Source organism: Bradyrhizobium sp. HKCCYLRH2015, assembly GCF_051168215.1.
Taxonomy (GTDB): Bacteria; Pseudomonadota; Alphaproteobacteria; order Rhizobiales; family Xanthobacteraceae; genus Bradyrhizobium.
Map to the genome: position 1 here is coordinate 167,210 of NZ_JBNPUO010000001.1, position 25,107 is coordinate 192,316.

The following is a 25,107-nucleotide window of genomic DNA, read 5'->3' on the forward strand; positions in this document are numbered from 1 at the left end:
GGCCTTGTGCCAACGTCTGGGAGATGAGGCCCGCACGTGTGCCGCGTGCGGGCCTCTCTGGCTCTGTGCATCGGATCATGCATCGCCGGGATCGTACTCTGCCGCGGTCCTGGTTCCCTCCGGCTGGTTCTGCAACATTCCCAGTCTTTACGGCGAGCCGGTCGCAAAGTTGATTTCGATCAATTCCACGTGTGAACGATTGTGGTTGCTGGGCTCGTGTTCTTTCAGCGAGATTCCGCATGAGCGCGTCCTCATCCACAAAATCCATGACCATCGGCGAAAGTGGCTTGTCGCTCACTTTTGCCGTCACCGCCTTCCTGTGCGTCTTCGCTGCGGCGAAGGCACTGGATACGGCCTTCGCGTTCCACGCCTCGCTCGCGGCTGCCGCCAGCGCGGCGTCCGTCTTCTTCATCCTCAACCGCTACTTCGAGCGCGGCGAGCTGCCGCCGCAGGAGATCAATGGCCGACCGAACTACAATCTCGGTCCGATCAAGCTCGGCGCGATCATGGCGATGTTCTGGGGCATTGCCGGCTTCACCGTCGGTCTCATCATTGCCTCGCAATTGGCATGGCCGGCGCTGAACTTCGATCTGCAATGGATCAGCTTCGGTCGCCTGCGCCCGCTGCACACCTCGGCGGTCATCTTCGCCTTCGGCGGCAACGTGCTGATCGCGACCTCGTTCTACGTCGTGCAGCGGACCTGTCGGACCCGTCTGGCCGGCGACCTCGCGCCGTGGTTCGTGGTGCTGGGCTACAACTTCTTCATCGTGATCGCCGGCACGGGCTATCTGCTCGGCGTTACGCAGTCGAAGGAATATGCCGAGCCGGAGTGGTACTCCGACCTGTGGCTCACCATCGTCTGGGTGGTCTATCTTCTGGTGTTCCTGGTGACGGTCATCAAGCGCAAGGAGCCGCACATCTACGTGGCGAACTGGTTCTACCTTGCCTTCATCGTCACGATCGCGATGCTGCATCTCGGCAACAATCCGTCGCTGCCGGTGTCGCTGTTCGGCTCCAAGTCCTACATCGCCTGGGGCGGCATACAGGATGCGATGTTCCAGTGGTGGTACGGCCACAACGCGGTCGGCTTCTTCCTGACCGCCGGCTTCCTCGCCATCATGTACTACTTCATCCCGAAGCGGGCGGAGCGTCCGGTCTATTCCTACCGGCTGTCGATCATCCACTTCTGGGCGCTGATCTTCCTCTATATCTGGGCCGGCCCGCACCACCTGCACTACACGGCGCTGCCGGACTGGACGCAGACCCTCGGCATGACCTTCTCGATCATGCTGTGGATGCCCTCCTGGGGCGGCATGATCAACGGCCTGATGACGCTGTCGGGCGCATGGGACAAGCTGCGGACTGACCCCGTGCTGCGCATGCTGGTCGTGTCGGTCGCCTTCTACGGCATGTCGACCTTCGAAGGTCCGATGATGTCGATCAAGGTTGTCAACTCGCTCAGCCACTACACCGACTGGACCATCGGTCACGTGCACTCCGGTGCGCTCGGCTGGGTCGGCTTCGTGTCCTTCGGCGCATTGTACTGCATGGTGCCGTGGATCTGGAACCGCAAGGGTCTCTACAGCCTCAAGCTCGTGAACTGGCACTTCTGGACGGCCACGCTCGGCATCGTGCTCTACATCTCCGCGATGTGGGTCTCGGGCATCCTGCAGGGTCTGATGTGGCGGTCCTACACGGCGCTCGGCTTCCTCGAGTACTCGTTCATCGAGACCGTCGAGGCGATGCATCCCTTCTACATCATCCGCGCAGCCGGCGGTGCACTGTTCGTCATCGGCTCGCTGATCATGGCCTACAATCTCTGGATGACGGTCCGTGTCGGTGAGGAAGAAGTTCAGTCGCCCGTCGCCCTTCAGCCGGCGGAGTGAGGTAACCAATCATGTCTTTCTGGCAACGACACCAAGTCTTCGAGAAGAACTCGATCATCCTGGTCATCGGCATCCTGCTGGTGGTCGCGATCGGCGGCCTCGTCGAGATCACTCCGCTCTTCTACTTGAAGAGCACGATCGAGGCGGTCGACGGCGTCAGGCCCTACACGCCGCTCGAGCTGGCCGGCCGCAACATCTATGTCCGCGAGGGGTGCTATCTCTGCCACTCGCAGATGATTCGTCCGCTGCGCGACGAAGTGGAGCGTTACGGCCACTTCTCGCTCGCCGCGGAGAGCATGTACGACCACCCGTTCCAGTGGGGCTCCAAGCGCACGGGGCCTGACCTCGCCCGCGTCGGCAACAAGTACTCCGACGATTGGCATGTCACCCATCTGACCAACCCGCGCGCCATCGTTCCGCAGTCGATCATGCCCGGCTATCCCTTCCTGAAGGAGACCGAGCTCGACGCGGACAACATCGCCGACCATCTGAAGACGCTGCGGATGGTTGGGGTGCCCTACACCGACGACCAGATCGCCAACGCCGCCGCCGACCTCAAGGCGCAGGTCGATCCGGACGGTGCCGGCGCGGATGCGCTGGTCAAGCGCTATCCGAAGGCGGTGGTGCGCAACTTCGACGGCAAGGCGGGTGCGCCGACTGAAATGGATGCGCTGGTGGCCTACTTGCAGATGCTCGGCACGCTGGTGGACTTCAAGATCTACAACGAAAAAGCCAATTTGCGCTGAGATCGAGAGGCGAGCATCATGAAGCCCATCATTGCAGTGGAAAACATCGCGTCGTCACTCGTGACGACGCTGTGGACCCCGATCTTCGTCGCGATTTTCCTCGCGATCGTGACCTATGCCCTCTGGCCTCGCAACAAGGCCGCTTTCGACGAGGCGGCGAGCATGCCGTTGCGGGAGGAGTAATTCATCATGGCTGACCACAACGAAGTTGACAGCGTCACGGGCACGGCCACGACCGGCCACGTCTGGGACGGCATCAAGGAGCTCAACACCCCGCTGCCGCGGTGGTGGGTGATCACCTTCTACATCACCATCGTCTGGGCGATCGGCTACTGGATCGTGTATCCGGCCTGGCCGCTGATCTCCAGCAACACGCAAGGCATGTTCGGCTACTCGTCCCGTGCGGACGTGGCGGTCGAGCTTGCCAATCTCGAGAAGATCCGCGGCGCCAAGATGGCCGCGCTCGCGACGGCCTCGCTCGCCGACATCGAGAAGGATCCGGCGATGCTTGCCCTGGCGCGTGCCAAGGGCAAGACCGTGTTCGGCGACAACTGCGCCGCCTGCCACGGTACCGGCGCGGCCGGTGCGAAGGGCTTCCCGAACCTGAACGACGACGACTGGCTGTGGGGCGGCTCGCTGGAGCAGATCCAGCAGACCCTGCTGTACGGCGTGCGCTCGGGGCACCCGAAGACCCGCGAGGGCCAGATGCTCGCCTTCGGCAAGGACGGTGTCCTGAAGCCGGCGGAAATCATCACGGTCGCCAACTACGTCCGCGAGCTGGCGGGCCTGCCGACCCGGCCGGGCTATGACGCCAAGGCCGGCGCCAAGATCTTCGCCGAGAACTGCGCGGCCTGCCATGGCGACAACGCCAAGGGCAATCCGGAGCTCGGCGCGCCGAACCTCACGGACAAGATCTGGCTGTACGGCTCCGACGAGGCGACCTTGATCGAGACCATCACCAACGGTCGCGCCGGTGTCATGCCGGCCTGGGAGGGCCGTCTCGACCCGACCACGATCAAGGCGATGGCGGTCTATGTCCACTCGCTGGGCGGCGGAAAGTAACGGAAATCCAACGGAACTTTCCCTTCAATTGAGCTGGATCAACTGAGCGGCCGGAGGTGGACATACCTTCGGCCGCAACTGCGAGAAGACCCCAGCCATGATCCGCCAGCCATGAACCAGACGGTAAAACCGGACGACCTGCAGCCCCAAGATCTGCAACAGGTGGACGATTACGGTCCGCTCTATGCTGCGCACAAGAAGGTCTATCCGCAGAGCGTCTCGGGCACTTTCCGCCGGATCAAATGGGGCCTGATGGGCTTCTGTCTCGGCGTCTATTATTTCCTGCCGTTCGTGCGCTGGAATCGCGGCCTCGGCGCGCCCGACCAGGCGGTGCTGATCGACTTCCCGAACCACCGCTTCTATTTCTTCTTCATCGAGCTGTGGCCGCAGGAGGTGTACTACTTCACCGGCCTCCTGATCATCGCCGCCATCGGCCTGTTCCTGATGAACGCGATCGGCGGCCGCATCTGGTGCGGCTATCTGTGCCCGCAGACAGTGTGGACCGACCTGTTCTATGCCGTCGAGCGCCTGATCGAGGGCGACCGCCGGGAGCGCATGAAGAAGGATGCCTCCGGCGACCCGATGAAGCTGGAGCGGATTTCGGAGCTCGTGCTCAAGCATTCGATCTGGCTGATGATCGCGTGGTGGACCGGCGGCGCCTGGGTGCTGTATTTCAGCGATGCGCCGACGCTCGTGAAGGATCTCGTCACCTTCCAGGGGCCGATGCTCGCCTATGTCTGGATCGCGATCCTGACCGCGACGACCTACACGCTCGCCGGCTTCATGCGCGAGCAGGTCTGCGTTTATATGTGCCCGTGGCCGCGCATCCAGGCGGCGCTGACCGATGAATGGGCGCTCAACGTCACCTACCGCTATGACCGCGGCGAGAGCCGCATGTCGGTCAAGAAGGCCGCCGAATTGCGCGCGCTCGGCCAGCCTGCCGGCGATTGCATCGATTGCAAGCAATGCGTGGCGGTGTGCCCGACCGGCATCGACATCCGCGACGGCGCCCAGATGGACTGCATCCAGTGCGGCCTCTGCATCGACGCCTGCGATACCGTCATGACCAAGATCGGCCGCCCGACGCGGCTGATCGGCTATGACAACGACATCAACATTCATCGCCGACAGGAAGGCAAGCCGCCGATCTACAAGCTCGTGCGCCCGCGGACCATTGTCTATGCCGCGATCATCGCCGTGGTCGGCGGTGCCATGGTCTACAAGCTCGCGACCCGGTCGCTGCTCGAGGTCAACGTGCTGCACGACCGCAACCCGATCGCGATCAAGCTGTCCGACGGCTCGATCCGCAATGCCTATACGGTGCGCGTCCTCAACAAGCACGGCTTCGATCGCGTCATCGCCATCGACATCGAAGGGCCGGCCAACGCCGCCGTCCACGTCGTCGGCGCCGATTCCGTGACCCCGGACCGGCCGATGATCGTGATCGGACGCGACCAGACCGAGGAGCTGCGCCTGCTGGTGACCGCGCCCGAAGAGAGCAATCCCGAGAAGTCGATTCCGGTGAAGTTCCATGTGACGGATATCGGTCTCGGCGTCGTCGCCTCCGCCACCGACAATTTCGTCAGCCCGTAGAGCAAGGGAGCCCGTCAATGGCCAGCCGTTCCAATCCTTCCTTCCAGCTGACCGGAGGCATGGTGCTCGCGATGCTTCTCGCCTTCTTCGGGACGGTGATCGGCGTCAACGTCTACATGATGACGGTGGCGATCTCGACCCTGCCAGGCACCGAGGTCGACAGCGCCTACAGCGCCAGCCTCGGCTACGAGAACGAGATCGCGGCGGCGCGCGCCCAGGAGGCGCGGCGCTGGCAGGTCGAGGCGCATATCGAGCGCGGCGCAGGCGGCGCGGCGGTGGTGCAGGTCAACGCACGCGATGCGAGCGGCAATCCGCTGTCTGGCCTGACCTTCCAGGGCCGGCTCGAGCGTCCGGCCGACAAGCGCGCCGACCAGGAGGTCGCGCTGGCCGAGATCGGCGGCGGCATCTATCGCGGCACCGCGGAGGCGATCGCGCCGGGCCAGTGGGACCTCGTGCTCGAAGGCGATTCCAGCGGCCGCCGCCTGTTCCTATCGAAGAACCGCGTGCTGCTGAACTGAAGGACGTCCGATCATGCATGTGACGCGTGACTTCTCCCATTACGTCAAGGATCTCGGCGCCGGCCTGAAGCACATCGACCTCGCGGTCGAGGGTGTCAGCTGCGCCGGCTGCATGGCCAAGATCGAGCGCGGCCTCTCCGCGCTGCCCGACGTGACGCTCGCGCGCGTCAATCTCACCGACCGCCGTGTCGCGCTGGAATGGAAGCAGGGCACCCTCGATCCAGCCAGGTTCATCGATCGCCTCGCCGAGCTCGGCTACAAGGCCTATCCGTTCGAGAAGGCGAGCGCCGAGGCCACCGAGGCGGAGGAATCGCGCTTCCTGCTGCGCTGTCTCGGCGTCGCCGCGTTCGCGACCATGAACGTGATGATGCTGTCGATCCCGGTGTGGTCCGGCAACGGCAGCGACATGCTGCCCGAGCAGCGCGACTTCTTCCACTGGCTGTCGGCCGTGATCGCGCTGCCGGCCGCGGCCTATGCCGGCCAGCCGTTTTTCCGCTCGGCGTGGCGCGCCTTGAAGACCGGCAACGTCAACATGGATGTGCCGATCTGCATCGGCGTGATCCTGGCCTTGGGCATGTCGATCGTCGAGACGTTTCATCACGCCGAGCACGCCTATTTCGACGCCGCGATCATGCTGCTGACCTTCCTGCTGGTCGGCCGCTATCTCGACCAGAGCATGCGGCGGAGGACCCGCGCGGTCGCTGGCAATCTCGCCGCGCTGAAGGCGGAGACCGCGACCAAGTTCATCGGTCCCGACGAGATTTCGGAGGTGCCGGTCGCCGCCGTCCGCGCCGGCGATCTGGTGCTGCTGCGGCCCGGCGAGCGCTGCGCCGTCGACGGTGTCGTGGTCGAGGGCCGCTCCGAGATCGACCAGAGCCTGATCACCGGCGAGACGCTGTACGTACCGGCCGAGCAGGGGACCGCCGTCTATGCCGGTTCGCTCAACATTTCCGGCACGCTGCGTGTCCGGGTTTCCGCCGCCGCCGAGGGCACCTTGCTCGCCGAGATCACGCGCCTGCTCGACAACGCGCTGCAGGCGCGCTCGCGCTACATGCGCCTCGCCGACCGCGCCTCGCGGCTCTATGCGCCGGTCGTGCACGCGACGGCGGCGCTCACCGTGCTCGGCTGGGTGCTGATGGGCGCGAGCTGGCACGATGCCATCGTCACCGGCATCGCGGTCCTGATCATCACCTGTCCCTGCGCCCTCGGGCTTGCGATTCCCACCGTGCAGACGGTGGCGTCGGGCGCGATGTTCAAGTCCGGCGTGCTGCTCAATGCGGGCGATGCGATCGAGCGCCTCGCCGAGGCCGATCACGTCATCTTCGACAAGACCGGCACCTTGACGCTGCCGGAGCTCGAGGTCGTCAACGCCGCCGACATTCCTGCAGATGTGTTCGCGCTGGCCGGCCAGCTCGCGCTGTCGAGCCATCATCCGGTGGCCGCGGCGGTGGCCCAGGCCGCCAATGCGCGGTCGCCTCTGATGGGCGCGGTCGAGGAGCCGGGCCAGGGTGTCCGCGCCGTCGTCGATGGCGTCGAGATCAGGCTGGGACGTCCGGCCTTCTGTGGCGCCGAGGCGCTGGTTGCGCAGACCAAGGGCGTCGATCCCGAGGCCTCGGTGGTGGCCTTCAGCCGCGGCGATAGCAGGTACCTGTTCTCGGTGCGCCAGGGCCTGCGCCCTGACGCCGCCAAGATCGTCGCCGGCCTGCAGCGGCGCGGCATCAAGGTCGAGATCCTCTCGGGCGATCGCGAGGCGGCGGTGGCCGCGGCCGCCAAGGCGCTCGGCATCAGCGCGTGGCGCGCGGGCGTCACGCCGGCCGACAAGATCGCTGTTATCGAGGAGCTGAAGCGCGCGGGCGTCAAGGTCATGATGGTCGGCGACGGCATGAACGACGCGCCGTCGCTCGCCGCCGCGCACGTCTCGATGTCGCCGATCTCGGCCGCGCATCTGAGCCAGGCCACCGCCGATCTCGTCTTCCTCGGTCGTCCCCTGGCGCCGGTGCTGGCCGCGATCGACTACGCGCGCAAGGCGCTGCATCTGATGCGGCAGAATCTATGGCTCGCAGTCGGCTACAACGTCCTGGCGGTGCCGCTTGCGATCAGCGGCGTCGTCACCCCGCTGATCGCGGCAGCCGCGATGTCCGGCTCCTCGATCATCGTCATGCTGAATGCGCTACGTGCCCGCAAGGTGGCCGGGGAGGCCGCGTCATGGAAGTGATGATCATTCTCGTCCCGCTCGCTCTGGCGCTCGGCCTGGCCGGCCTGGTCGGCTTTCTCTGGTCGCTGAAGAGCGGCCAGTATGAGGATCTCGAAGGGGCGGCCTGGCGCGCCATCGCCGACGACGATGAGCAGGCCCCGCCGTCTCAGCCCGAGCCGGCGCCGAGCCGGTCCTGAGCGTCCGGCGGCGTCAACCAGCGCGCCAGGTATCCCGCGATCCCCAGCGCGGCGGCGATGCCTGCGACGCAGGCCGTCCAGCCGAACCGGTCGAACAACTGCCCGAGCACGGCCGTGCCGACGATGCCGCCGGCGAAATAGCTGGCCAGGTAGAGTCCGCTGGCGACACCCTGATCGTGCGTGGCGGCCTTTCCGACGAAGCCTGTGGTCACCGCCTGGGCGAAGAACGTGCCGGCGCCGACCAGCACCATGCCGGCCAGCACCGCCCCGAGCCGTGACGACAGCATCAGGACGAGGCCGAGGCCTGCGGTCGCGAGTGCGCCCCAGATCGCGCCCTGTGTGCCAATCCTTGCGACCATCCGGCCCGCCAGCAGCGTGGTGGCGATCGACGGCAGGAAGACGAAATACACCAGTCCGACCTCCATCATGCCGAGTGACAGCGGCGGCCGCACCAGCACGAAATTCACGAAGGTGAAGGCGCCGATGAAGGCGAACAGGACGCAGAAGCCGACGCCGAAGGCCGCGCGCAGGCGGCGGTCGCGCAGGTGATCGGCGATGGCCCCGCCGCGCAGCCGCATCGCTCCCTCCGCACGCATGGCCGTGCCTCCGACCGCGAATGCGGCGAGCAGGGCGCCGCAGACATTGAGCGCGGCGAAGACGTAGAAGGTCGGCTTGAGGCCGAGGGCCCCGGTCAGACCGGCCGAGAGCAGCCGCCCCACCAGATTGCTGGCGACGTTGCCGGTGATATAGGCCGCGAAGGCGCTGCCGGCTTCGCCGGCGCTGCACTGCTCGCCGAGATAGGCCAGGGTGAGGGCGAACGCCGAGGCCATGCAAAGGCCCTGCAGGATGCGCAAGCCTGCGAAGATGGAGAGGTCCGGCGCGCTGCCGAGCAGTGCGGTGAAGCCGGCGAGCAGGGCAAGGCTGGCAACGATGCCGATCCGGCGATCGATCAGCGGGCTGAGCAGGCCGATGACCAGGCTCGCGATCGCCATTCCCAGCGTGCAGGCGTTGACGGCGAGCCCCATCTCGGCCGCGCTGACCTGATAGTAGCGTGTGAGGACCGGCAGCATCGCCTGCGCCGCGAACAGATCGACGAGGCTGAAAAAGGCGAGCAGGCCGACCAGGACCGCGCGCCGCGCCGCCGTTCGTGCATTCACATGGCCGGCTCCAATCGGCAACCGTGCGGACATATCCGTCATCGCAATCTCCTCGGCTCGACAGCGCAACGCGGCCGTGTCCGGATCGCCTGCCTGAAGGGGCGATCCGAAGGCGGCTGGCGGAGGTACGCGATCTACATGTTATGGTCGTGCGGATCCTTGCGAACGTCGCCGACATAGAGGATGACCGTCTCGTTGCCGTCGTTCTTCCACCAATGCGACGTGCCGAACACCTCGGCTCTCAGATCTCCGGCCTTGTGCAGGATCGGCTCGGCGCAGTTGCTGGCATATTCGACGATCTCGCCCTGCTGAACGAAGATCAGCGCCGGGCGATCGTCATGGCTGTGCCACGGCACGATGCCGCCCGGCGCGATGGTCAGCTTGCGGAAGCGCAACTCGCGGTCCTTGAGATTGGCGGGCTGCTTGGCGAGATCGATCGCGCCAAGGGTGACGTCGGTCACGCCGACCGCCTTGACGTCGGTTTTCTCGCGCACGCCGGCCTTGATCTTGTCAGCCGGACACTCGCCGGCGCGGGCGCCGGACGCCGCGATCACCGTCGTAGCAACGGCCAGGACGAAAGCAGCGCTCAGGCGGCGCGTGCGTATAGCTGCGATCTGCATCAACATGTCATGGTCTCCTCTGATGGAACAGCGGCCCGCGCCGAGCGGGCATCGCGAGGCGCACCATCGGGGAGCAGAGCACGTGATGGAAATGCATACTTTCTCTGGAGCCGATAGACCGCCGCTATCGATAGGCGGGCGCTATCCTCGCGATTGGACAACGGCATTTCTCAAGCAGGGCAGCTCACGCTTGTAATGCGAGCGCCCGATGACGGGCGACAGCATTCATGAGGAGGAGATATCCATGACCCGCCTGTCCAAGACCTTGATTGCCGCGGCCGTGGTCGCGGTCTCTGCCACCGCAGCCATCGCGCAAGGCGGCCTCGATCTCGCGCCCGGCATGGCCTATGTCTACAGCGCCGGCAAGACCAGCATGATGACGATGGCCACCGGCGACGCCAATCATCGGGCCATGATGCGCCACGCCAGGAAGGTGCCGAACAACACCGTCTTCTTCATGAGCGACGGGCAGCTCTATTCGACGTCCGGCATGCTCGATCCCACCGGCAATTTCTACCGGCCCTGAGCGCGGCAGCCGGGCAGGCCGCCCTTGTGGTCGGCTTGCCCGGGAAACTATCATGGTTGGGGTCCTGAACGTGCCGGAGCAGCTCATGACAGTGCTTTCACCCGCGGATGCCGAGCGGCTCAGACAGGCCTTCCTGCAATGCAGGGAAATGCAGGGCACCTTGCGGCAGCAACTCGAGGCCTATGCCGCCGCGGGTCGCGAGATCTTTCCAGCCTATGCGTCCGCCGTCGACCGCCTGGTGGCGCGGCTCGGTGAAAACGGAGGCGGCGAGACGGCGCCGCGGCCCGGTGAGCCGATGCCGCCATTCGTCCTGCCCGATGAGGCTGGCCGGCTGGTGAGCCTGCAATCCTGCCTCGCCCGGGGGCCCGTCGCCGTGATGTTCTTCCGCGGCCACTGGTGTCCCTATTGCCGGCTCAACGTTCGCGCGGTGATCAAGGCGCAGCAGCGCATCGACGCCGCGGGCGGCGCGATCGTCGCGATCATGCCGGAGCTGCAGGCGTTCACCCAGCAGTTCAAATCGGACGCCGGCGCGACCTTCCCTGTGTTGACGGATCTCGACAACGGCTATGCTTTGTCGCTCAACCTCGCGATCTGGCTCGGTCGTGAGATCCAGCAACTGCTGGCGCACCAGGACCTGGCGAGCTTCCACGGCAATGACGGCTGGGTGTTGCCCATCCCGGCTGCCTTCGTGGTCGGGCGTGACGGCCTCGTGAAGGCGCGCTTCGTCGATCCTGATTTCCGCAAGCGGATGGAGATCGACGATCTGGTCGAAGCGCTTCGCCAGGCCGCAGCTCAGGACAGCTGACCGAGCCATTCCTGCCAGTTCCTGCCGCGCAGCATGCGCATCACGGTCGAGGCAACCGCCGTGCGTTCACGTCCGGCAACGCCGTAGAGATGCACGGTGCGCCGCACGTCGAGTCCGTCGACCGCGGCCCGATGCAGGGTCTCCGGCAGCGCGGTCGTTTGCGGCACCACACTGATGCCGACTCCGGCTTCCATCAGCGCGATCAGGTCGCGTTCGGAGTGGACGTCATGAGTTCGTCCGAGGTCGACGCCGCGCTCGCGGAGCAGCGTGCGCAACCTGTCCGCATGTTCGCAGTAGTTGCGGCAGAGCAGCGCGTCGCCACTGAGATCATCGATCGTGATCGCGTCCTGCCTGGCCAGCCGATGACGGCTGCTCACGGCGAGCGCGAAGTCCTCCGTGAAGAGCGGCCAGACATCCAGCCGATCCCAGGTCTCGTCGATCTCAGAGGCGATGCCGAGCTCCGCTTCGCCGTTCTTCAGATGCTCTGCGATCATGCGGCTGGAGCCGCGTAGAAACCTGAGCTCGAGCTGGTTGAACTGGCGTTGCAGCTGATCGAGCAGCGGGATCAGCAGCGCAAGGTCGACCGAGTCGGCGAGCGCGATCCGGAGCGTGCCGAGCTCTCCGCTCTTGAAGGACGAGGCGAGCGTTCGCGCGCCGACGGCAGCCTCGTAGCACTGCTTCAGCAGTGGATGCATGCGCTGGCCAAGCTCTGTGAGTTGCGCGGCCGGCCGCTCACGCCGGAACAGGTCGCCGCCGAGCTCGGCTTCGAGCTGCTTGATCGCACGGGTCAGCGACGGCTGCGTCACGTTGCATTCCTCGGCCGCGCGCGTGAAGTGCAGCAGCCGGGCAACGGCAAGAAAATACCGAACCTGATGCATTTCCATGGGAGAGCTCCGTTCGACCGGGCCGACGTCCCGGATCAATATCCTAGCAGACCGCGCATCGCATCAACGATCGCGATAGCGAAACCGTATCGTGGGGCGAGCCAAACGGCATTTCCATTCGTCGCGACAGCCCGGCAGTTTGTTCTCGCATCGAGCAATCTTCGAAACGGATGAAGGAACGTCCATGGCTGCAGATACGATGACGACCCCGCCCTCGTTACGTCCGTTGTCCGGCAAGGTGGCGGTGATCACGGGTTCGACCAGCGGCATCGGCCTTGGCATCGCGCGGGCGCTCGCCGGCGCGGGGGCACATGTGGTGCTGAACGGCTTTGGCGCGCCGCAGGACATCGATCGGATGCGGTCGGATATTGCAGCCGAGTTCGGTGTGCGGACCGGCTATGCCGCGGCCGACATGATGCAGCCCGCGGCAATCGAGCAAATGATCAACGATGCCCTGCATGAGTTCGGTCGTATCGACGTACTGGTCAACAACGCCGGCATTCAGCACGTCGCGCCATTGGAGGAGTTTCCGGTCGACAAGTGGAATGCCATCGTCGCGATCAACCTCTCGTCGGCGTTCCACACGATCCGGCTGGCGCTGCCGTCGATGCGGCGGAACGGCTTCGGCCGCATCGTCAACGTCGCCTCGGCGCATGGCCTCGTCGCGTCGCCGTTCAAATCGGCCTATGTTGCTGCCAAGCACGGCATCATCGGCCTCACCAAGGTCGCGGCGCTGGAGGCGGCCGAGATCGGCATCACCTGCAATGCGATCTGTCCCGGCTACGTCTACACGCCGCTGGTCGAGGCGCAGATCGACGGGCAGGCGAGGTCGCACGGCATCTCCCGCGATCAGGTCATCCGCGATGTCCTGCTGGCGCAACAGCCGAACAAGCGCTTCGCAACGGTGGAAGAGATCGGTGCGCTTGCCGTCTTTCTCGCCAGCGACGCCGCCGCATCGATCACCGGTGTCGCCCTGCCGGTCGATGGTGGTTGGACCGCACATTGACGGTCGGGCGATGTAACAACGACCTGAAGACTGCGAACAGGACAATGCACCAGGAGGGAAACATGGCCGAGATCGACGACACGATGCGCGCGATGATCGATCGCGGCAAGCTGCCCGGGCAGGTGGTTCTCGTGCTGCAGGGCGGGGGCGCGCTCGGCTCTTATCAGGCCGGCGTCTATCAGGCGCTGCACGAGGCCGGCCTGGAGCCGGATTGGGTGATCGGGACCTCGATCGGCGCCATCAATGCCGCGCTCATCGCCGGCAGCCCCGTGCAGGAGCGCATGACGCGGCTGCGGGAGTTCTGGAAGCGGATGCACCGGCGGCCGGCCTGGACGGTACGCACGGCCTTTCCGGATTTCAACGAGCGGCTGTCCTATTGGACGACCGTGACGCACGGGATTCCGGGCTTCTTCCGTCCCAACGCCCTGGCGCATGCCGGGGAGGCCTATCCGCTCGGGGCCGAGCAGGCCGGCTACTACTCGACCGCCCCGCTGCGCGAAACGCTGCAGGAGCTCGTCGACTTCGATCGTCTCAACAATGGCGATGTGCGCCTCACCGTCGGGGCGGCGCACGTCAGGACGAGCCGGATGCGCTATTTCGACAGCCGCGACGACGCGCTGGATGTTCGTCACATCCTGGCATCCGGCGCGCTGCCGCCGGCGTTTCCGGCCGTTCGCATCGACGGCGAATTGTATTGGGACGGCGGCATCCTGTCGAACACGCCGACCGAGGTGGTGTTCGACGACAATCCGCGAAAGAACTCGCTGATCTTCGCGGTGCATCTGTGGAATCCCGAAGGCGCCGAGCCGACGACCATGGCGGAGGTGTTCAACCGCCACAAGGACGTGCAGTATTCGAGCCGGATCTCCAGCCATATCGCGCGCCAGCAGCAGACGCATCGGCTGCGCCATATCATCAATCAGCTTGCCGTCCATTTGCCCGAGTCGACCCGCAACGATCCGGCGGTCCGCGATCTCATCAGTCACGGCTGCCAGACGCGGATGCATGTCGTCCGGCTGCTGGCTCCGCAGCTCGATCGCGAGAGCCATACCAAGGATATCGATTTCACCGAGCGGGGCATCATCGCACGCTGGACTGCGGGCTATCAGCACACGCAGTCGGTCCTTGAGCGCATGCCCTGGTCGGGCGAGCACGATCCGCTCGCCGGCGTGGTGTTGCACGATCCCTCGATCAAGCTGGCAGCGGCAGCCGAGTAGCAGGCCGATGCGCTGGCCCGATCCTAATGGTGCAGCATTTCGGCATTCCGATACCGCATGGATCAACTTGGTTTAAGGGATTAGTCGTCATTCGTTCTTAATCATTATGGCGCGGCAGCGTCGCCGCAATCTTGTCTGCCGACCGTGCGGGAACGTCGCCGAAGGGCCGCTGCGCAAGCGCGCATCAGCCGATACGCGCGCGACCGGCCGGGCAACGGTATTTGATTGGGAATGAGCAATGTCCGAGCGCGCGGTGCTGCACAATGAGACGATCAAGCCGGAGACCGGCGCGATCAGTCTCAAATGGAAGATCTTGGCCGGCAATCTGTTGACCGGTTTCTTCGCCATGGCCTTTGCATTCGTGCTCGCATGGAGCGGGTGGGGAGATCTGGTCAAGCGCGAGCAGGCGCGACGCGTCCTTGACGCTTTCGAGCTGGCGATGAAGGTGAACGCCCAAATTCCGCTCGAACGGAATATCTGGAATCTGCTGGCTGCTCCGGCGCCCGCTTCGGCCGACGATGCCGCCAAGCTCGACAAGACCATCGCGAGCACCGACGATCTGCTCAACCAGGCCAAGTCATCCGCCAAGGCGGCGGGGTTGGCGACCAGCAGCATCGACGCCGCCGAGCAGACCCTTCGCGGTATCCGGTCGGCGGCTCGCGGCGCCGTGGGGCTGCCCTTTGCGCAGCGTCCGGCCAACATCCAGGCGGCAACGATCGACGGCCTCGGCCGCGCCGCCGAGTCATTGAATGCCGCGATCGACGCGACCTCAATCGAGCTGTCGCGCGTCGGTGGCGACGTCGAGAACCTGCTGCCGTCGGGCCAACTGGCGCAACTGTCGCAATCGATGCGGACGGTGAATGGTGCGCGCTCCGCGGTTCTTCGCTTCTTCATCCAGAGCCTGAACTGGACGCCGGCACGCCTCGCCGAGGTCACCGAACAGAGCGGGCAGGTGACCCTGTTGTGGCAGCAGATGGAGCTCGCGGCCCGCAGCGTGCGCGACAATCCGGACGTCAGCTCTGCGCTCGAACATGTCCGCTCGACGCTGATGGGCGACGGCGAGCGCCGCTATCGTCAGATCGTCACCGCGGCGCGCGACGGTCAACCTTCGCCGGTCACCCCCGAGGAGTGGGGCCGCTGGACCACGCCGATGCTGAACAATGTGATCGTGCTGCGCGATGCGGCGCTGACGTCGGCGCACCAGGCCATCGATCAGTCGATCGAGGCCGCGCGGCTGCGCCTGTTCACCGCTCTCGGAATCCTGCTCGTTGTCGCGCTGGTGTCGGTGGCGGTGGTGCTCGGCGTCGTCCGCGGCGTCATCGGCCCGCTGGTCGGGCTGACCGGCGTGACCCTGCGCCTCGCCAATGGCGAGCTGAGCGCCGACATTCCGAGCGAGTCCCGCAAGGACGAGATCGGCGCGATGGCGCGCGCGCTGAAGATCTTCAAGGACGCGCTGATCGCCAAGAAGGCCTCGGACGAGGCCGCGCAGCGCGACGCGCAGGCGCAGATCGATCGGGCCGGGCGGTTGGATGCGCTGACGCGCAACTTCGAGTCGACGATCGCCGACATCGTCAACACCGTGTCGTCGGCGGCCTCGGGCCTCGAAACGTCGGCGGATATGCTGACAAACACCGCCAGCCGCTCGCAGGAGCTCAGCACGGTGGTGGCGGCTGCGTCGGAGGAAGCGTCCGCCAACGTCCAGTCGGTCGCCTCCGCCACCGAGGAGCTGTCCTCGTCGGTGACCGAGATCAGCCGTCAGGTCCAGGCGTCGGCCCGCATGGCCGGCGACGCCGTGCAGCAGGTGCGCCAGACCAATGGGCGCGTCGCCGAATTGTCGCAGGCCGCGGCCCGCATCGGCGACGTCGTCGAGCTCATCAACAGCATTGCCGGACAGACCAATCTCCTCGCACTCAACGCCACCATCGAGGCGGCGCGGGCGGGCGATGCCGGCCGCGGTTTCGCGGTGGTCGCAACCGAGGTGAAGGCGCTGGCAGAGCAAACAGCGAAGGCGACCGAGGAGATCTCACAGCAGATCTCAGGCGTGCAGGCCGCCACGCAGGAATCGGTGAATTCGATCCAGGCGATCAGCTCGACGATCGAGCGGCTAGCCGAGATCGGCGCCGCCATCGCGGCGGCGGTCGAAGAGCAGGGCGCGGCAACGCAGGAAATCTCGCGCAACGTGCAGCAAGCCGCCCATGGCACCCAGCAGGTCTCGTCCAACATCACGGACGTGCAGCGTGGTGCCTCGCAGACCGGCTCGGCCTCCGCCGAGGTGCTGTCGTCGGCCAAGTCACTGGCTGGAGATTCCAACCGCCTCAAGCGAGAGGTCGGCAGCTTCCTGGAAGCGGTCCGCGCGGCGTAAGAAGTCAGCCTTTCAAGCGCCCAAGAAAAAGCCCGGACGATGTCCGGGCTTTTTGTTGTTCGACCCTAGCGAGCTATGACGCCAGCATCTTCCGGTAGAGCGCGTTGTAGCAGGCGGCCGACAGGTCCCAACTGAATGAGCGTGCCATCGCCGACAGCCGCATCTCGTTCAGCCGTTCGGTGCTGGTGAACGCCGAAAACGCGCGCTTTACCCCGCCGAGGAAGGATTCCGCCGACGGCTTCTCGAACAGGAATCCGGTCTCGCCATCGGTGATGGTCTCGGCGAGGCCGCCGGTCTGGTGGCCGATCGGCAGCGAGCCGAAACGCTGGGCATACATCTGGCTCAGGCCGCATGGTTCGAAGCGCGACGGCATCAGGGTGAAGTCGCTGCCCGCGAAGATGCGCCGCGCCTGCGCATCGTTGAAGCCGATGGCGACCCCAATCGCGTCCGGCCGGCGGCGGTGGGCCTCCATCAGCGCGCGCTCGATGGCGGGCTCGCCGGTGCCGGTGACCACGATCTGGCCGCCGGCGCCGACGATCTCATCGGCGGCTTCCAGCACCAGGTCGATGCCCTTCTGATGCACGAGGCGCGCGACGATGCCGAACATCGGTCCACGCGACACGGCGAGGCCGAACTGCTTGCGGACGTAGTCGGCGTTGGCCTTCTTGCCCTTCCAGTCGCCCGCGGCGAAGGGCTGCGCCAGCTGCTGGCAATAGCGGGGATCCCAGCTCTCGTCGATGCCGTTGAGAATGCCGGTCAGCTCATGGGCATTGGAGCGCTGCCGGAGCAGGCCCTCCAGCCCGCAGCCGAGCTCGGGCGTCGTGATCTCCTGGGCATAGGTCGAGCTGACCGTGGTGAGATGCGACGCATAGACCAGACCGCCCTTGAGAAAGGACAGTTTGTCGTAGAACTCCAGACCATCGATGTGGAACGAGGATTCCGGAGCGCCGATCCGGCGCAGCGACTCCCGCGGGAACAGGCCCTGATAGGCGAGGTTGTGGATGGTCAGGATCGACGGCACGTCGACCCCGCGCCACGCCAGATAGGCCGGCACCAATGCCGCCTGCCAATCATTGGCGTGGACCAGATCGGCTGCCCAGTTCTTGTCCAGCGTGCCCGCCGCGAGCTCGGCGGCAGCGGCGGCGAGACGGCCGAAACGGATGTCGTTGTCCGCCCAGTCCTGCCCGTTCTCGTCGCCGTAGGGGTTGCCCGGCCGGTCATAAAGCTCGTCGCAGAGCAGGACGTAGACCGGCAGGCCATCGCGGGTCGACGACCGTCCCAGTGCGCAGCCCGGCATCTCTGCCAGAGGCGCACATTGGCCGACGATCTCGATGTGAGTGAGTTGCTCGATCACGTCCCGGTAGCCGGGCAGCATGATCCTGACGTCGGTATGTGAGCGCAGTGCCCGGGGAAGTGCCGCCGAAACGGCAGCCAGTCCGCCCACCCGGACGAAATCGTCCATTTCGGTCGTAACGAACAGAACCCGCAAGAGATGTCCTCGATCAAGCCCCATGTTCGTCCTATGCAAGAAAAGGTCCAAATTCAGTCATGAAGAAAAGCGTTGCCGCATTGCGGCGAAAGGCCAAACGCTTTCGACATCGAATGGTTCGATCTAGAAACGACCTGCACGACGATCGATGGCTTACGCTTTGTGAATCGGCGACGGCAAAGCGGAGCTTCGGCCTCGGTGCCGAGCGAGAAGAGTTCAAACCAGGGAGCTGCCAGGGTGAGTCTAGTGGGAAACGATGAGAGCCGTTTGACAGGATGTTTCGAGGGACTGCGCGTCCTCGACTTCTCGACCACCATCGCCGGCCCGCACTGTGCCCGCATGCTTGCCGATATGGGAGCGGAGGTGATCAAGATCGAGTCAGTCGAAGGTGAAACCATGCGCACCCGGCCTCCGATGCGTCATGGCTGCTCTACCGCTTTCGGTCAGCTCAACGTCGGCAAGAAGAGCGTCGTGCTCGACCTCAAGTCGCGCGACGGTGTCGCCGCGGTGTGTCGGCTGGTCGCCGAGGCCGATATCCTGGTCGAGAACTTCCGCCCGGGCGTGATGCAGCGGCTCGGGCTCGACTACGCGGCCTTGAGCGCGCTGAACCCGCGGCTGATCTACTGCTCGATCTCGGGTTACGGCCAGACCGGCCCATCGGCGGAACTCCCGGCCTATGCCCCGGTGATCCATGCGGCTTCGGGCTACGACATGGCGCATCTCGCCTACCAGCCGGGGCGCAGCCGGCCCGATTATTGCGGCATCTATCATGCCGACGTCGTCACCGGGACCTACGCGTTCGGCGCCATCGCCTCCGCTCTGTATCAGCGCGAGCGCAGCGGGCGCGGCCAGCACATCGACTGCTCGATGCTGGAATCGATGCTGAGCTTGACGCTCAACGAGATCCAATGGTCGCAATTTCCCGTCGCGCAGCCGTCGCGGCCGACCTTCGGCCCGGCGGAGTGTCGCGACGGCTATGTGATGATCGCCATCGCCAGCGAGAAGACCTTCCAGAACCTGATGACCGTGATCGGCCATCCGGACTGGGTCGATGATCCCAGATTCGCAAAATATTCCGACCGGCGGGCAAACTGGGGGGCGCTGATGGATGGCGTCGAAGCCTGGTCGCGCCGGCTCGACGTCGCCCAATGCCTGGAGGCCTTGAACGCGGGCGGCGTACCCAGCTCGGCCTACCGCAGCGTGGCCGATGCGCTGGCTGATCCGCAGATCGCGCATCGCGGCGCGCTGGCCGATGTGGAGGATGCAGCCGGCAACTTCAAGGTCATCAACCTGCCGTTCCGGATGTCGGAGGCGAAAGTTGCGGCCGGCCCCCGGGCCGCGAGCCTCGGAGAGCACACCGAGGACATCCTGCGCGAGGCTGGCGTCAGCGACGCTGCAAAACCTTGAGCTCGCTGAGGCAAAACGCTGCAGGGCTGCCATGACCGCACATGCTGCGCGCAGCCTTGCCGCTCCACGCGTTTCCAGCCAATGTCGCGACATCGCAAGAACAGTCCGGACCAGCCGGACGCGCTCATGCCGGGAGGAGGTCGAAAGGCGCCGTTGCCGCGCGCAGCCGCGCCGCTCGTCCCGTCGATGCGCCGTCCGGTCCTGGCCGCGCCGGACGACGGGAGTGAAAGCATGAAGAGCTTCAAGGTCACCGATTTCAATGCGCCGCTGACCGAGGTCGACGAGCCGACGCCGCAGCCGTTCGGCAAGCAGGTGCTGATCAAGGTGAAGGCAGCCGGCGTCTGCCACAGCGATCTGCACATCTGGGAGGGCGGCTATGATCTCGGCCACGGCCGCAAGCCGCTCTCGCTCAAGGATCGCGGCGTGTCGCTGCCGCGGACCATGGGCCATGAGAGCGCCGGTGAGATCGTGGCGTTCGGGCCGGAGGTTACCGAGGCGGAGAAGGGCGGGCTGAAGGCCGGCGACGTCGTGCTGGTCTATCCCTGGATCGGCTGCGGCAAGTGCGCCAGCTGTCTCGCCGGTGACGAGAACATGTGCCTGAAGCCGGCCTCGCTCGGCGTCTATTGCGACGGCGGCTATGCCGACCACATGACGGTGCCGCATCCGCGCCACCTGATCGATCTCAAGGGGCTCGATCCGGTGACGACCGCGCCCTACGCCTGCTCCGGCGTGACGACCTACAGCGCGCTGAAGAAGGTCGAGAAGGATTTCGACACGCCGATCGTGATCTTCGGCGCCGGCGGTCTTGGCCTGATGGCGCTGTCGCTGCTCAAGGCCATGGGCGGCAAGGGCGCGATCGTGGTCGACATCGATGCGCGCAAGCGCGAGGCGGCGCTGGCGGCCGGCGCGCTGGCGGCGGTCGACGGCAAGGCGCCGGATGCGCTGGAGCAGCTGAACAAGGCCGCAGGCGAGCCGATCCGGGCCGTCATCGACCTGGTCGGCAATGTCGCCACCGCGCAGCTCGGCTTCGATTGCCTGACAAAGGGCGGCAAGCTGGTCATCGTCGGCCTGTTCGGCGGCGGCGCGCCGTGGGCGCTGCCACTCATTCCGATCAAGGCGGTCACCATCCAGGGCAGCTATGTCGGTAATCTCCGCGAGACCAAGGAGCTGCTCGATCTCGTCCGCGCCAAGCACATCGCCCCGATCCCGGTGACGCCGATGCCGTTGTCCAAGGCCAACGATGCCTTGCACGATCTGCAAAAGGGTCAGCTGGTCGGCCGTGCGGTGCTGACGCCGTAAATCGCAACTCCGTCCGCTCGTCATGGCCGGGCTTGACCCGGCCATCCACGTCTTTGGCGCCGCGGCGTTAGAAAGTCGTGGATGCCCGGGTCAAGCCCGGGCATGACGGCTCATTGATGTCGTCCTCGAAAGCGTCGCCCATGCCCTCGACCAATTCACTCCACATCGCAGTCCTCCCCGGTGACGGTATCGGTCCTGAAGTCATGGCGCCCGCGCTCGAGGTGTTGCGCAAGGTCGAGGCCAAAGCCGGCCTGTCGTTCCGCTTCACCGAGGCCCAGGCCGGTGCGAACAACTATCTCGCGACCGGCGTCTCGATCGCCGATACCACGATCCGGCTGTGCGAAGAGGCGGACGCGATCCTGCTCGGCGCCTGCGGGCTGCCGTCGGTGCGCTATCCCGACAACACCGAGATCGCGCCGCAGATCGAGCTGCGCTTTCATTTCGACCTTTATGCCGGCGTGCGGCCGGCGCGGCTGATCCCGGGCGTGCCGAGTCCGATCGTCGGCGCCGCCGAGCGCGGCATCGACTTCGTCGTCATTCGCGAGTCCACCGAAGGCCTGTTCGCCTCGATGGGCAAAGGTGTGGTGACACATGAGGAGGCGCGCGAGACCCTCGTCATCACCCGCAAGACCTCCGAGCGGCTGTTCAACTTCTCCTTCAAGCTCGCCGAGCGACGCAAGGCGCGCGGCCGTTCCGGTACGTTAGGCTGTGTCGACAAGGCCAACGTCTTCAAGGCCTTCGCCTACTTCCGCAAGATCTTCGACGAGGTCGCGGAGCTTCATCCTGACGTGAAGACGGAGCGGCTCTACATCGATGCCTGCGCGCTCATGCTGGTGAAGCGCCCGTGGGATTTCGACGTCCTGGTCACCGAGAACATGTTCGGCGACATCCTGTCCGATCTCGCCGCCGGCCTCGTCGGCGGCATGGGCATGGCGCCGTCGGCCGACATCGGCGACCGCCACGCCGTGTTCCAGCCCTGCCACGGCACCGCGCCCGACATCATGGGGCAGGGCAAGGCCAATCCGACCGCGATGATCCTCTCGGCCGCGATGATGCTGGACTGGCTGGCGGACACGCATGGCATCGAGGGCGCAGCCGAAGCGGCGCAGCGGATCGAGCTGGCCGTCGACCAGGTCTATGCCTCCGGCCTCAAGCCGTTCGAGTTCGGCGGCAAGACCGGCACGATTGACGTGACCAAGGCGGTGCTGGAGGCGCTCTAACGTCCCTTGAAGGCCGGCTTGCGCTTCTCCATGAAGGCGCGGCGGCCCTCGCGGAAATCCTCCGAATCCATGCAGGCGTCGCCGATCCGCTTGATGGCTTCCATGTCGCGCCGGCTTTCGTCCTTCAGCACTTCGGCGATGGTGATCTTGGCAGCCTTGACCGCCAGCGGCGCATTGCCGGCGATGGTGCGGGCGATCTCCAGCGTCGCCGGCAGCAGCTCGTCGTTGGGGATCATCCGATCGATGAGGCCGATGCGCAGCGCCTCCGCGGCATCGACCCGCAGGCCCGTATAGAGCAGCAGCCGCGCCTGCGACGGGCCGACCAGTGACACCAGGTTGCGCAGGCCGTCATAGCCATAGGCGATGCCGAGCCTGGCGGCGGGGATGCCGAACTGGCTGTCCGCGGCGGCGAAGCGCATGTCGGTCAGCATCGCGATCTGCAGGCCGCCGCCGAGGCAGAAGCCGCTGACGCAGGCGATCGTCGGCTTCGGGTAGCCGGCGAGCAGCGCCCGCTGGGCGGCGCTGCGCTCGGCATAGGCCTCCGAGGCCGCGGCGTTGTGGCGGCTCTGCTCGAACTGGCTGATGTCGGCACCGGACACGAAGGCCTTGCCGCCGGCGCCGGTCAGCACCACGACCCGGATCGCGTCATCGTCGCGCAGCGCGACCAGGGCCTGGCCGAGCCCCTCCCACATCTCCAGCGACATCGCATTGCGCTTATCCGGGTTGTTGAAGGTGATGATGCCGACGCCGTCGCTCGCTCTGGTCATGAGGATCTTGCCCTCGGCGAAGGTGGTGGGGAGCTCGGAGATGGTCGGCATGAGGGTCCGTCGGCAGGGAGGGCAAGGCGGCCGGCATCGTTCACCGCGCCGGTGACGGCGTCAATGTGAGTTCACGCCACGATGGGCAGGCAAGAGGACGTCGGAGCCGATGCTCTCGACCTGTGCACGGGTGGCCCAGGAGAGGACGCGCAGCGTTCATGATCAGCGTCGGCCGACGGGACCGAAACGCCGCCATGCCGCCACTTCCTATGACGGCAGAGAGCACGAGAATACAAGGGCGACGGAGCCTCAGACCGCGCAGCGATCGCTGGGCGGACGAGAAGGGCCGGTGTGCCGGCCGCGCCGATCACTCGGCCTCGAGCCGAGGCAGTGAACTCGCCCGAGCTGGCAAAGCCTGGCGCCCCCAAGTTGCGCCCTCGAGCGAAGATGGTCCATATCCATCACGGGCAGATCTGTCTGACGGATCAGACAGCCTTGCCTATTCTTCGTTCGCTGCGATCGATTCCATCAAGGATACCAGCTGACGTTGTACGGTCTGGTCCTTGATCTTGCTGTAGGCGCGCAGCAACCGCAGGCTGAAGGCTGAGTCCAGGAACAGGAGGCTCTCGACCTCGCGCGCCTTGCTGTCGCCGTCGTAGAAGAACGTCACGGGCACGTCGAGCGCGGTGGCGATCTGCTGCAGACGCGCAGCGCCGACCCGGTTGACGCCCTTCTCGTACTTCTGGACCTGCTGGAAGCTCACGCCGAGCTTCTCGCCGAGTTCAGCCTGCGAGATCTTCTGCTCTACACGCCGGAGGCGAATCCGCTTGCCGAGCTCGATGTCGGGCTTGCCCGCACTGCGCTGCTTCATTTTCTTTGCCGCTGATTTGTTCATACTGATTTTACCGTCCTTCCATCGGAAAGCCCCCGAATAGATGGGTCAGGGGTTCACCCATATATACTGTTTTAAGTTGCTGTGGATGAATGAATTCGTCTTTAAACCACGGGTATTTGCCAGGGTTAAAGGCCTCGACCAGCCAGTCGATCATGTGACGCACCCTAGGGATGCGTCCGGTGGTGGCATGGTAGGACAGCCAGATGTCGTAGGACCACTTGAGGTCAACCTCAAGTGGTATGATCTTCCCGCCCAGGGCACTCGCATAGGTTGGGAAGACCCCGATGCCGGCGCCGTGCGCCACGGCCCAGTAATTGGCGCTCGAGACATTGGTGGTCATCGCGATCAGGTCCCGCTGCTCGAAACCGGGAAAGATGGTGGCGAAGGCGGCGTTGGCGGCGGCTTCGTCCGCCACCTGCAGAACCAAGCGATGTTTGACGAGATCGTCAATCGTCTTTGGGATGCCAAATATCTCCAAATATTTCTCGCTCGCAAAGCACATCAGGTGCATGCGGCCGAGCCGGACCAGCTTGACGTCGAGCGCCGCCGGCCGGGAGAGATGGATGGCCACGTCGGCCTCGTGGCGTGACACGTCGGCCGAGCGCATCGCGCAATAGAGGTCGACCATGACGTTGGGAAAGCTCTGCTGAAATTCGACCAGCCGCGGCGCCAGCCAGAACGTGCCGAGCCCCTCGGTCACCGCGACCCGGACCTCGCCCGACGCAGCGCCGGCGAGACCATCGCCCGCGCGCAGCAGCTCGAATGACGCGGCCTCCATGCGTTCGACGGCAGAGACCACCAGTGCGCCTTCGTCGGTCAGCCGAGCGCCGTGGACGTCGCGCGTGAACAGCGTCGCGCCGATCTGCCGCTCGAAATCATCGATGCGTCGCCGTACGGCATTGATCGAGAGCGTCAGCCGCTCCGCCGCGGAGCGGAAGCTGCCGGCCCTGACAACCTCGAGGAAGATCCGCGCTGCATCCCAGTCGGTGAGGCTTGCCAGCGCCGATTTGCTCACGGTCGACTTGGCCGGGGCGGCCCGGCCCGTCGCAGATTTTGCCGGCTTGCTCGCCGTTGCGCCCTTGGCGCTGCCACTCTCTCGGCTCAGTTCAATGCTCGATCCTGCCGCAGCAGACGAGTCGCCGTGCTCCCCTGGCGCCAGCGTCGCAGGGGTCTCGGCTAGGTCCTGGCGTTCCTTCTGAGGAACGCCCCGTTCCGCCGCAACGCGCATACAAGCTCTCTCCGCCTGCTAGAGTGATTCCGATAAAT

At 65.5% G+C, this 25,107-nt stretch carries 23 protein-coding genes; 16 read left to right on the plus strand and 7 right to left on the minus strand.

Annotated features, from left to right (window positions below; genetic code table 11):
- Positions 1-239 precede the first annotated feature (239 nt).
- The 8 genes from ccoN (at position 240) to ccoS (ending at position 8,196) form a co-directional block, all read left to right on the plus strand.
- A complete protein-coding gene (ccoN, locus tag ACQR1H_RS00740) occupies positions 240-1,886 on the plus strand; it encodes a cytochrome-c oxidase, cbb3-type subunit I (protein ID WP_315802495.1) in 1,647 nt (548 codons plus the stop codon).
- 11 nt (positions 1,887-1,897) lie between these two features.
- Positions 1,898-2,632 (plus strand): cytochrome-c oxidase, cbb3-type subunit II, encoded by a 735-nt coding sequence (ccoO, locus tag ACQR1H_RS00745; RefSeq protein WP_434839716.1) that lies wholly within the window; start codon positions 1,898-1,900, stop codon positions 2,630-2,632.
- 18 nt (positions 2,633-2,650) lie between these two features.
- Positions 2,651-2,815, plus strand: coding sequence for a cbb3-type cytochrome oxidase subunit 3 (locus ACQR1H_RS00750; RefSeq protein ID WP_315802497.1), 165 nt, complete (start codon positions 2,651-2,653; stop codon positions 2,813-2,815).
- Between the two features lie 6 nt (positions 2,816-2,821).
- Positions 2,822-3,694, plus strand: a complete 873-nt coding sequence (gene ccoP, locus ACQR1H_RS00755) for a cytochrome-c oxidase, cbb3-type subunit III (RefSeq protein ID WP_315802498.1) — start codon at positions 2,822-2,824, stop codon at positions 3,692-3,694.
- 111 nt (positions 3,695-3,805) lie between these two features.
- Positions 3,806-5,287 carry a cytochrome c oxidase accessory protein CcoG gene (gene ccoG, locus ACQR1H_RS00760; protein ID WP_316183543.1) on the plus strand — a complete coding sequence of 494 codons (1,482 nt, stop codon included), beginning with the start codon at positions 3,806-3,808 and terminating at the stop codon, positions 5,285-5,287.
- A gap of 17 nt (positions 5,288-5,304) precedes the next feature.
- On the plus strand, positions 5,305-5,805 hold the full coding sequence (locus ACQR1H_RS00765; RefSeq protein ID WP_434898323.1) for a FixH family protein: 501 nt from the start codon (positions 5,305-5,307) through the stop codon (positions 5,803-5,805).
- Between the two features lie 13 nt (positions 5,806-5,818).
- A complete protein-coding gene (locus tag ACQR1H_RS00770; RefSeq protein ID WP_316218367.1) occupies positions 5,819-8,020 on the plus strand; it encodes a cation-translocating P-type ATPase in 2,202 nt (733 codons plus the stop codon).
- Entirely contained in the window at positions 8,011-8,196 is a 186-nt protein-coding gene (ccoS, locus tag ACQR1H_RS00775) for a cbb3-type cytochrome oxidase assembly protein CcoS (protein WP_315802502.1), read from the plus strand. Before ACQR1H_RS00770 ends, ccoS begins: the two co-directional genes overlap by 10 nt.
- Here ccoS and ACQR1H_RS00780 read toward each other — a convergent pair.
- Both ACQR1H_RS00780 and ACQR1H_RS00785 read right to left on the minus strand, forming a co-directional pair.
- Positions 8,166-9,395 (minus strand): MFS transporter, encoded by a 1,230-nt coding sequence (locus ACQR1H_RS00780; protein ID WP_434839714.1) that lies wholly within the window; start codon positions 9,393-9,395, stop codon positions 8,166-8,168. The genes ccoS and ACQR1H_RS00780 overlap by 31 nt on opposite strands.
- A 92-nt stretch (positions 9,396-9,487) precedes the next feature.
- The gene (locus ACQR1H_RS00785; RefSeq protein WP_315802504.1) at positions 9,488-9,979 is read right to left on the minus strand and encodes a cupin domain-containing protein; all 492 of its coding nucleotides are present in this window, start codon (positions 9,977-9,979) and stop codon (positions 9,488-9,490) included.
- Between the two features lie 238 nt (positions 9,980-10,217).
- Here ACQR1H_RS00785 and ACQR1H_RS00790 point away from each other — a divergent pair, with 238 nt between their 5' ends.
- Both ACQR1H_RS00790 and ACQR1H_RS00795 read left to right on the plus strand, forming a co-directional pair.
- The gene (locus tag ACQR1H_RS00790; protein WP_434873666.1) at positions 10,218-10,499 is read left to right on the plus strand and encodes a hypothetical protein; all 282 of its coding nucleotides are present in this window, start codon (positions 10,218-10,220) and stop codon (positions 10,497-10,499) included.
- 85 nt (positions 10,500-10,584) lie between these two features.
- A complete protein-coding gene (locus ACQR1H_RS00795) occupies positions 10,585-11,304 on the plus strand; it encodes a peroxiredoxin-like family protein (RefSeq protein WP_434873667.1) in 720 nt (239 codons plus the stop codon).
- Here the strand turns inward: ACQR1H_RS00795 and ACQR1H_RS00800 are convergent.
- Positions 11,292-12,188 (minus strand): LysR substrate-binding domain-containing protein, encoded by an 897-nt coding sequence (locus ACQR1H_RS00800; RefSeq protein ID WP_434906972.1) that lies wholly within the window; start codon positions 12,186-12,188, stop codon positions 11,292-11,294. The two genes, ACQR1H_RS00795 and ACQR1H_RS00800, sit on opposite strands and share 13 nt — an antisense overlap.
- Positions 12,189-12,372: 184 nt before the next feature.
- On the opposite strand from ACQR1H_RS00800, the gene ACQR1H_RS00805 reads away from it, so the two are divergent.
- The 3 genes from ACQR1H_RS00805 (at position 12,373) to ACQR1H_RS00815 (ending at position 16,773) form a co-directional block, all read left to right on the plus strand.
- A complete protein-coding gene (locus tag ACQR1H_RS00805; protein WP_315802508.1) occupies positions 12,373-13,194 on the plus strand; it encodes a 3-hydroxybutyrate dehydrogenase in 822 nt (273 codons plus the stop codon).
- 62 nt (positions 13,195-13,256) lie between these two features.
- Positions 13,257-14,411: a patatin-like phospholipase family protein gene (locus ACQR1H_RS00810; protein WP_434906973.1), complete on the plus strand. Its 1,155-nt coding sequence runs from the start codon at positions 13,257-13,259 to the stop codon at positions 14,409-14,411.
- Positions 14,412-14,649: 238 nt separating this feature from the next.
- Complete coding sequence (locus tag ACQR1H_RS00815) at positions 14,650-16,773, plus strand: methyl-accepting chemotaxis protein (RefSeq protein ID WP_434906974.1); 2,124 nt, start codon at positions 14,650-14,652, stop codon at positions 16,771-16,773.
- A gap of 73 nt (positions 16,774-16,846) precedes the next feature.
- Here ACQR1H_RS00815 and glgA read toward each other — a convergent pair whose 3' ends face one another.
- Positions 16,847-18,262, minus strand: a complete 1,416-nt coding sequence (gene glgA / locus ACQR1H_RS00820; protein WP_315802511.1) for a glycogen synthase GlgA — start codon at positions 18,260-18,262, stop codon at positions 16,847-16,849.
- A gap of 339 nt (positions 18,263-18,601) precedes the next feature.
- Between glgA and ACQR1H_RS00825 the strand changes: the two genes are divergently transcribed.
- The 3 genes from ACQR1H_RS00825 to ACQR1H_RS00835 all read left to right on the plus strand — a co-directional run bounded on the left by ACQR1H_RS00825 (position 18,602) and on the right by ACQR1H_RS00835 (position 22,188).
- Entirely contained in the window at positions 18,602-19,669 is a 1,068-nt protein-coding gene (locus ACQR1H_RS00825; RefSeq protein ID WP_434907174.1) for a CaiB/BaiF CoA transferase family protein, read from the plus strand.
- Between the two features lie 231 nt (positions 19,670-19,900).
- A complete protein-coding gene (locus ACQR1H_RS00830; protein ID WP_434906975.1) occupies positions 19,901-20,968 on the plus strand; it encodes an alcohol dehydrogenase in 1,068 nt (355 codons plus the stop codon).
- Positions 20,969-21,108: 140 nt separating this feature from the next.
- On the plus strand, positions 21,109-22,188 hold the full coding sequence (locus tag ACQR1H_RS00835; RefSeq protein WP_434906976.1) for an isocitrate/isopropylmalate dehydrogenase family protein: 1,080 nt from the start codon (positions 21,109-21,111) through the stop codon (positions 22,186-22,188).
- Here the strand turns inward: ACQR1H_RS00835 and ACQR1H_RS00840 are convergent.
- The 3 genes from ACQR1H_RS00840 to ACQR1H_RS00850 form a co-directional block, all read right to left on the minus strand.
- Complete coding sequence (locus ACQR1H_RS00840; protein WP_316183504.1) at positions 22,185-23,006, minus strand: enoyl-CoA hydratase; 822 nt, start codon at positions 23,004-23,006, stop codon at positions 22,185-22,187. The two genes, ACQR1H_RS00835 and ACQR1H_RS00840, sit on opposite strands and share 4 nt — an antisense overlap.
- Positions 23,007-23,445: 439 nt before the next feature.
- Complete coding sequence (locus ACQR1H_RS00845) at positions 23,446-23,841, minus strand: helix-turn-helix domain-containing protein (RefSeq protein ID WP_015668220.1); 396 nt, start codon at positions 23,839-23,841, stop codon at positions 23,446-23,448.
- Between the two features lie 7 nt (positions 23,842-23,848).
- Complete coding sequence (locus tag ACQR1H_RS00850) at positions 23,849-25,069, minus strand: LysR family transcriptional regulator (RefSeq protein WP_434846972.1); 1,221 nt, start codon at positions 25,067-25,069, stop codon at positions 23,849-23,851.
- Between the last annotated feature and the right edge of the window lie 38 nt (positions 25,070-25,107).

What these genes read in the sequence shown, in the direction of transcription:
- ACQR1H_RS00840 (WP_316183504.1), bottom strand. Translation starts at nt 23,006, where the DNA reads ATGCCGACCATCTCCGAGCTCCCCACCACCTTCGCCGAGGGCAAGATC.
- ACQR1H_RS00780 (WP_434839714.1), bottom strand. Translation starts at nt 9,395, where the DNA reads ATGACGGATATGTCCGCACGGTTGCCGATTGGAGCCGGCCATGTGAAT.
- ACQR1H_RS00815 (WP_434906974.1), top strand. Translation starts at nt 14,650, where the DNA reads ATGTCCGAGCGCGCGGTGCTGCACAATGAGACGATCAAGCCGGAGACC.
- ACQR1H_RS00790 (WP_434873666.1), top strand. Translation starts at nt 10,218, where the DNA reads ATGACCCGCCTGTCCAAGACCTTGATTGCCGCGGCCGTGGTCGCGGTC.
- ACQR1H_RS00830 (WP_434906975.1), top strand. Translation starts at nt 19,901, where the DNA reads ATGAAGAGCTTCAAGGTCACCGATTTCAATGCGCCGCTGACCGAGGTC.
- ACQR1H_RS00800 (WP_434906972.1), bottom strand. Translation starts at nt 12,188, where the DNA reads ATGGAAATGCATCAGGTTCGGTATTTTCTTGCCGTTGCCCGGCTGCTG.
- ACQR1H_RS00850 (WP_434846972.1), bottom strand. Translation starts at nt 25,069, where the DNA reads ATGCGCGTTGCGGCGGAACGGGGCGTTCCTCAGAAGGAACGCCAGGAC.
- ACQR1H_RS00825 (WP_434907174.1), top strand. Translation starts at nt 18,602, where the DNA reads ATGCTTGCCGATATGGGAGCGGAGGTGATCAAGATCGAGTCAGTCGAA.
- ACQR1H_RS00835 (WP_434906976.1), top strand. Translation starts at nt 21,109, where the DNA reads ATGCCCTCGACCAATTCACTCCACATCGCAGTCCTCCCCGGTGACGGT.
- ccoN (WP_315802495.1), top strand. Translation starts at nt 240, where the DNA reads ATGAGCGCGTCCTCATCCACAAAATCCATGACCATCGGCGAAAGTGGC.
- ccoS (WP_315802502.1), top strand. Translation starts at nt 8,011, where the DNA reads ATGGAAGTGATGATCATTCTCGTCCCGCTCGCTCTGGCGCTCGGCCTG.
- ccoP (WP_315802498.1), top strand. Translation starts at nt 2,822, where the DNA reads ATGGCTGACCACAACGAAGTTGACAGCGTCACGGGCACGGCCACGACC.
- ACQR1H_RS00785 (WP_315802504.1), bottom strand. Translation starts at nt 9,979, where the DNA reads ATGTTGATGCAGATCGCAGCTATACGCACGCGCCGCCTGAGCGCTGCT.
- ACQR1H_RS00795 (WP_434873667.1), top strand. Translation starts at nt 10,585, where the DNA reads ATGACAGTGCTTTCACCCGCGGATGCCGAGCGGCTCAGACAGGCCTTC.
- ACQR1H_RS00810 (WP_434906973.1), top strand. Translation starts at nt 13,257, where the DNA reads ATGGCCGAGATCGACGACACGATGCGCGCGATGATCGATCGCGGCAAG.
- ACQR1H_RS00845 (WP_015668220.1), bottom strand. Translation starts at nt 23,841, where the DNA reads ATGAACAAATCAGCGGCAAAGAAAATGAAGCAGCGCAGTGCGGGCAAG.
- ACQR1H_RS00770 (WP_316218367.1), top strand. Translation starts at nt 5,819, where the DNA reads ATGCATGTGACGCGTGACTTCTCCCATTACGTCAAGGATCTCGGCGCC.
- ACQR1H_RS00750 (WP_315802497.1), top strand. Translation starts at nt 2,651, where the DNA reads ATGAAGCCCATCATTGCAGTGGAAAACATCGCGTCGTCACTCGTGACG.
- ACQR1H_RS00765 (WP_434898323.1), top strand. Translation starts at nt 5,305, where the DNA reads ATGGCCAGCCGTTCCAATCCTTCCTTCCAGCTGACCGGAGGCATGGTG.
- ccoG (WP_316183543.1), top strand. Translation starts at nt 3,806, where the DNA reads ATGAACCAGACGGTAAAACCGGACGACCTGCAGCCCCAAGATCTGCAA.
- ccoO (WP_434839716.1), top strand. Translation starts at nt 1,898, where the DNA reads ATGTCTTTCTGGCAACGACACCAAGTCTTCGAGAAGAACTCGATCATC.
- ACQR1H_RS00805 (WP_315802508.1), top strand. Translation starts at nt 12,373, where the DNA reads ATGGCTGCAGATACGATGACGACCCCGCCCTCGTTACGTCCGTTGTCC.